The 6083-nt window shown below is 69.9% G+C and carries 6 protein-coding genes; 2 read left to right on the top strand and 4 right to left on the bottom strand.

From position 1 onward, the window contains the following. Positions 1–698: 698 nt before the first annotated feature. The 3 genes from glnT to KBZ04_RS13535 form a co-directional block, all read right to left on the bottom strand. Positions 699–1946, bottom strand: coding sequence for a type III glutamate--ammonia ligase (gene glnT / locus KBZ04_RS13525; protein ID WP_254992429.1), 1248 nt, complete (start codon positions 1944–1946; stop codon positions 699–701). Positions 1947–2008: 62 nt separating this feature from the next. Then, positions 2009–3040: an alpha/beta fold hydrolase gene (locus KBZ04_RS13530; RefSeq protein WP_254992430.1), complete on the bottom strand. Its 1032-nt coding sequence runs from the start codon at positions 3038–3040 to the stop codon at positions 2009–2011. Between the two features lie 11 nt (positions 3041–3051). Continuing rightward, a complete protein-coding gene (locus KBZ04_RS13535) occupies positions 3052–4023 on the bottom strand; it encodes a fatty acid desaturase (protein ID WP_409995986.1) in 972 nt (323 codons plus the stop codon). A gap of 170 nt (positions 4024–4193) precedes the next feature. Between KBZ04_RS13535 and KBZ04_RS13540 the strand changes: the two genes are divergently transcribed. Next, positions 4194–5051, top strand: a complete 858-nt coding sequence (locus KBZ04_RS13540) for a sugar phosphate isomerase/epimerase family protein (RefSeq protein ID WP_254992431.1) — start codon at positions 4194–4196, stop codon at positions 5049–5051. A gap of 19 nt (positions 5052–5070) precedes the next feature. Then, positions 5071–5286 carry a hypothetical protein gene (locus KBZ04_RS13545; RefSeq protein WP_254992432.1) on the top strand — a complete coding sequence of 72 codons (216 nt, stop codon included), beginning with the start codon at positions 5071–5073 and terminating at the stop codon, positions 5284–5286. Here the strand turns inward: KBZ04_RS13545 and KBZ04_RS13550 are convergent. After that, positions 5235–6083 (bottom strand): aromatic ring-hydroxylating oxygenase subunit alpha (locus tag KBZ04_RS13550; RefSeq protein WP_254992433.1); only part of this gene is annotated, 849 nt, incomplete at its 5' end. The two genes, KBZ04_RS13545 and KBZ04_RS13550, sit on opposite strands and share 52 nt — an antisense overlap.

Below are 6083 nucleotides of genomic sequence, written 5' to 3' on the forward strand. Positions count from 1 at the left end.
CCAGTCGCCAATGCAGGTACCGGGCCCCCAGCAGCGTCAGCAGCAACACGGCCCAGGGCAAACGCGTCATCGACCCTGACCAATTGTTAAGCAAACCTAGGTGGTTTTCACCGGGCCCGGCCGCGGCCTCCGCTCCATGCCAGCGGCGCCCATGAAAATGCCCGGCTTCCAGGAGAGCCGGGCTTGGGGTGGAACGGCGAGCGTTCCAGTCTTGTGTGGATGGGTCTGATGTCGATGGGTGATTGGACGATCAGAAGGGCTGACGATCAGGTCCTTGGGGACCGTTGATGGGTGATGACGAAAGGAGCCGAGGATGCCCGTTTCGTTATGAACGCTCCATCGAAAAGAGGTCAGCTGGGCTGGGGATCCGTGGGAGTCCCCGGGGGGTGGTTTTCGGAGTCGGAGTTGCGGGCGGTGGCACCTGGGGCCGGGGCATCCAGGAGCTGGTTTCCGTAGACCCGTGGGCACCTGAACGATGCATCGGGTGATCTGCAGGAGAACGGGAAACCATTTGAGGGACAAGACTGTTGGAGCAGGGACCTGCCGTCAACGAACTCCTGACATCTGACCGGGTGGTGTCTCTTCCATCGCTGGAGCCTCCTGGTTGATGCAGTCACTCTCTCCCTTCTGGAACGTCCTGGCCATAGGCAGTTCTGCTGATCTTTCACCGCTCTGGAGATGACGGACCCCTGACCATCTCAGCCATCGCTGCGCTGGGCCACGAGGGCTTCGTAGGCCGTGCAGAACGCCTCCCCCAGGGAGTCCCGCAGCGGCGCGTCGTGGCGGAACGCCTCCAGGGCATCGGCGTGGCAGGTGGGCAGGGAGGCCGCACCCTCCGGCGCCTCCACATAGGTGTTCCGATCGCTGCGGGGGCCGGGATCGAGGCGGCGTTCAATGCCGTCGAGCCCCGCCGCCAGCACCGCGGCCTGCAGCAGGTAGGGGTTGGCGGCACCGTCGCCGAGGCGCAGTTCGATCCGCTGGTCGTCGGGGATGCGCACCATGTGGGTGCGGTTGTTGCCGCCGTAGCTGATCCAGGACGGCGACCAGGTGGCGCCGGAGCTGGTGACGGAGCGGGCCAGGCGTCGGTAGCTGCCGGCCACCGGATTGGTGAGGGCGCACAGGGCCGGGGCGTGGGCCAGCAGGCCGGCGAGAAACTGATAGGCCAGTTCCGACAGGCCCTTCTGCCCCGCCGGGTCGTGGAACACGTTGTGGCCCGCTTCGTCCCAGAGGGAGGCATGCAGGTGGGCGCCGTTGCCGGTGAGGGCCGCAATCGGATTGGGATGGTAGCTCTCCCGCACCCCATGGCGCTCCGCCAGGGCGGCCGTCATGACCCGGAAGAAGGCATGGCGGTCGGCGGTCAGCAGCGATTCGGCATAGGTCCAGTTGAGCTCGAACTGGCCGTTGGCGTCCTCGTGGTCGGCCTGGTACGGCCCCCAGCCGAGGCTCTCCATGCCCTCGAGCAGCTCACTGATCAGGGGGTAGTGGCGCATCAGGGCCAGCTGGTCGTAGCAGGGCTTCGACTGCCGATCGAGGCCGTCGGCGATGGCGTCCCGCTCCGGGTCCATCAGGAAGAACTCCGCCTCCACGCCACTGCGGAACTGCAGGCCCATGGCCGCTGCCCGGGCGATCTGCCGCTGCAGCACCCGCCGGGGGGACTGCTCCAGCACCACCCCTTCCACCTGCAGATCGGTGGCCACCCAGGCCACTTCCTTCTGCCAGGGCAGCACCATCAGGCTGGTGGGATCGGGGACCGCCAGCACGTCCGGGTCCGCCGGCGTCATGTCGAGCCAGGCGGCGAAACCGGCGAAACCGGCACCGGAGCGGGCCAGTTCGGCGGCCGCGGCGGCCGGCACGAGCTTGGCCCGCTGCACCCCGAACAGATCGCAGAACGAGAACAGGAAATGCCGGATGCCATGGGTGGCGGCGAAGCGGGCCAGGTCGGTCATCGGTTGGTGGTGAGGGGGAGGGGGGCGGAGGGGCCCGGGTGACGTCAGTCGGCGCAGAGCCGTCAGTCGGTGCAGAGCAGATCCACGGCGGCCCGCAGCTGGCGCTGCTCGGCCGGGGCGTCGCGGGGATTGCCGGCCCGGTGACCCAGGTCGGACTCCAGGACCTCGAAGTGGGCGCCGCTGATCAGGGCGGCCTCGGCGCCGCAGTCCTCGGGGGTGAAGTAGAGGTCGTGGCGGCCGGCGATCACGGTGGTGCGGGCCCGGATCCGGCCCAGGGCCGCGGCCAGATCGGCCTCGGCGTCCCCCGAAGCGAGCCCCGCGGCGGCGGCCACGTCGTTCGCCAGCCAGACGTCGAGCATCGCCAGCAGGTCGTGGGGGTCATGGCGGCGGTAGGCCGGCAGCCAGGCCTGCTCCACGTAGGCCTCAACACTGGCGTAACCCAGCTGATGATGGGCACCACGGCGGTAGAAGGGCTGGCTGGCGGCCCAGCTGGCGTAGATCAGGGCGAAGGTGCGCAATCCCTGCTCCGGCGCACCGCGGAAGCGGCGTCCATCCCAGCTGGGGTCGGCGGTGAGGGCCTGGCGCAGGCTGAGCAGGAACACCCTGTTGTGGGGGCTGGTGCGCGCCGTGCCGCAGACGCAGCAGATCCGCCGGGTCCTCTCCGGCTCCAGCACCGCCCAGTGGTAGGCCTGCTGGGCGCCCATCGACCAGCCATAGATCAGGGCGGGGGAGGTCACCGCGAACACCTCCTCCAGCAGCCGTCGCTGGGCGGCCACGTTGTCACGGTGATCGACGGGCCAGCGGCCGCCGGCCAGACCTGGATCGCCTGTGCTGGGGCTGCTGGAGCGGCCGTTGCCGAACTGGCTCACCAGCACCACGCACCAGCGCTCCGGATCGAGGATCGGTCCCACCACCCAGTCGATGTCCTCGGGCCAGGCGCCATAGGAGCTGGGGTAGAGCACCAGGTTGGAGCGATCGCCTGTCAGGGTTCCGTAGACCCGGTAGTCGAGCCAGGCGGCGGCCATCTGCCCCCCGGCGGCGAGGGGGAAATCCCCCAGCGCGAAGCGGCGTGGGGGTGCGGGCGGGCGTGGCAAGGGATCGGGACTCAGGGGAGGGCGAGCCGGGCTGGGTCCTGCAGGAAGCCGCGGTGCACCGCCAGGTAGCCCTGGCCTGTGTGCACCAGATGGGGGGCCAGATGGCCATGGGCCTCGGCCAGGGCGTGGAAAGGCACCGAAGGGTAGAGGTGGTGCTCGACGTGGAAGGGCATGTCCCACATCAGCCAGCGCAGCGGCCCCAGGGTGAGGGTGGTGCGGGTGTTGCTGAGGCCGTCCGTGTCGGTGCTGCAGCCGCCGTGCTCGGCCATCAGCACGAACCGCAGCAAGGGCTGTCCAACGGCGAGGGGCAGCAGCCAGAACCAGAACAGGGCGCCGTTGGCCTGCCACAGGGAGCCCGCCAGAAGAACGGCGTAGACGGCGAACTGCAGCCGGATCGAGCGGGTGACCGCCGCCGCGGCCTCGGCGGGGATGTAGGGCCTGCCACCGAAGTCACCGCCCAGGCCGGCGGCGTGGCCCCGGACCTTGCCGATCCACCAGGGCAGGCCGCTGAGCTCCAGCAGGTAGCCGCCCAGGGTGCTCGGTGGGGCTTGCTCCAGTTCGGGATCGAGGCCCGGCTGGTGGGTGAAGCGATGGTGCCACTGGTGGTAGCGGCGGTAGTAATCGGCGTTGTAGAAGCTCAGCACTCCGGCCCACCAGGCCACGGCGTCGTTGGCGCCCTTGCTGGCGAAGGCGGTGCGGTGACCGCATTCGTGCATGGCGCAGAAGCCGAAGGCCAGACCCCAGCCCAGCAGCAGCAGACCCACCAGCCGCAGGGCCCAGAGGGCCGCGGTGGGCAGCGCGGGCAACGCCGGGCAGCCCCAGAGCAGGGCGCCCGCCGCCAGCAGCGAGAGATGGAAGGCCAGCCGCCGCCAGCCGGGACCATCGCGGCGTGCGTTGAGACGCTGCAGCAGGGTGCCGGACAGCAACGCCGAGGCGGCTCCCGGGCCGGTCGCCGCTGGCGCGGAGGAGGGTGAAACGGTCACGACGGGGCAGCTGGCCTGCGAAAAGGGAAGTCCCGTCACCACTGTCCCGCTCGCGGTCGACCCGACACCGTTCGTGCTGAACATTTGAACCGGGTGTGGCGGCCGGTGCAGCTGGTTACCCGCCCACCGCCTGCGGCAGGGAAGAGTGGAAGACGCCTGAGGCGGGTCCGGTGACATCCCTTCTGTTCTTTTCCCTTTGGGGCTTCCAAGGCTCCCTGGCCGTGGCGCTGGAGACGGCCGAGCGCGGCGGCTTCGATGGCCTGGAGCTGAACATCCGCCATCCCTGCCTGCTGGCCGACGTGGACGGCCCCGCCCGTCTGCGGGACCGCGGCAGGCCCCTGGTGCTGGAGGTGGTGACCGGAGGCGGCTATGTGCCGGAGCTGGGGTGCACGCCGGAGCAGCACCTGGCGGAACTGGGCGACCAGCTGCACCGTTGCGCCGATCTCCGCCCTCACCGGGTGACCGTGCTCACCGGCAGCGATGCCTGGCCGCTGGCGCGGCAAACGTCCTTCCTGGCCGAGGCGCTGGCGCTGGCGGAAGCCACCGGCCTGGCGGTGAGCTTCGAAACGCACCGATCCCGCTGCCTGGGGATGCCCTGGACCATCGCCCCCCTGCTGGAGGCCCTCCCCGGGCTGCGGCTCACGGCGGATCTGAGCCATTGGTGCGTGGTGGCCGAGCGTCTGATGACTCCGGACCTGGAGCCGGTACAGGTGATGGCCGACCGGGTGGACCACATCCACGCCCGGGTGGGCCATGCCCAGGGTCCGCAGGTGTCCCACCCCTTCGCCCCCGAACATGCCGGCGCCCTGGCGGCCCACCTGGCCTGCTGGCAACTGTTCAGCGAGCGGGCCGTGAAGCGGGGGGTACCGCCGCCGAGCCTCACGCCCGAATTCGGCCCGGACGGCTACATGCCCACCCTGCCCTTCACCGACCAGCCGGTGGCGGATCTGCTGGCGATCAACACGGCGATGGCGCAGTGGTTGCGTTGTCAGCTGTTAGCCGGTGACAGCGATAAGCTGCGTTCATAGTGAACAGAGTTACGTCGTGATGAACGTGATCGACACCCCGACCACCACGCCGTCGGCCGACCATTCCAGCGAAAGGTCCGATCTTCGCCAGGCCGCCCTGGTGGCCTCCCTGCGTGCCCGCTATGCCATCGCGGAGCAGCGCCAGGACGCGGATGCCAAGCGGGCCCTGTTCAAGGAGGCCGTCTACCTGGGTATCCGCCCCGATGCGTACCAGGGCTCCAGCAGCGCGGCGTAGATCGCCTGCTGGTGCAGGATCCGGGCCTCCAGCCGATGGGGAGGCCCGGTGCGGAATCCCTCCCCGTACCCCCGCTGGGCCGACTCCACCAGGGCGCGGTCCTCGGCGAGGAACTGCACCATCTCCGCCATCAGGGCCTCCCCTTCCCCCAGGCGTTCTTCCGGGCCCAGCAGCCACACCTGCATGGTGCAGCTGTCCAGATGGTTGGGCAGAAACTGGATCAGGGCCAGGCGTCCGTCGGGCCACAGCAGCAGGTGGTTCCAGGGCGGCAGGCCGAAGGTGAGAAATTCGCTGTCCCCTTCCAGCCAGGGGGTGGCCAGCACGTTGGCCCAGGTGCCGAAGCGATGGCTGTAGCGGCGCACCGGGCCCTGCATCCTGTGCAGGGTGGTGGGATGGGCGATGGCGACGTGGTAGTCGTCGAGGGTGTTGTCGTGGGCGATCTTCCAGTTGCAGGCCAGGGCCTGGCTGTGGAAGGCCAGGGGCACAAGGGTTCGGGCGAGGGCGTCGGGGGCTTCCTGCAGCGGCAGGTCGAGCTGGTCGTCGAGGGGGATCGCATCGGCCCCGAGGGCCACCCAGATCAGGGAGGCCCGCACCCGGCAGCCGAGAGCCTCCAGCGGCCAGGCCTCGCGATCGAACGGTTCGACGAACTCCGCTTCCCGGGCGGCCGCCAGCAGAGCTCCGCCCAGGTCGTAGGTCCAGCCGTGGTAAGGGCACACCAGCCTGCGGCAGGCCACACTGCCTTCGGGGGGCTCCCGGAAGGCCACGGCCCGGTGGGGGCAACGGTTGCGGAAGGCCCG

The sequence above is a fragment of the Cyanobium sp. N5-Cardenillas genome (genome assembly GCF_024345515.1).
Lineage (GTDB): Bacteria > Cyanobacteriota > Cyanobacteriia > PCC-6307 > Cyanobiaceae > Cyanobium.

Coding starts and splice junctions, on each gene's coding strand:
- glnT (WP_254992429.1), bottom strand. CDS start 1,946: ATGACCGACCTGGCCCGCTTCGCCGCCACCCATGGCATCCGGCATTTC.
- KBZ04_RS13545 (WP_254992432.1), top strand. CDS start 5,071: ATGAACGTGATCGACACCCCGACCACCACGCCGTCGGCCGACCATTCC.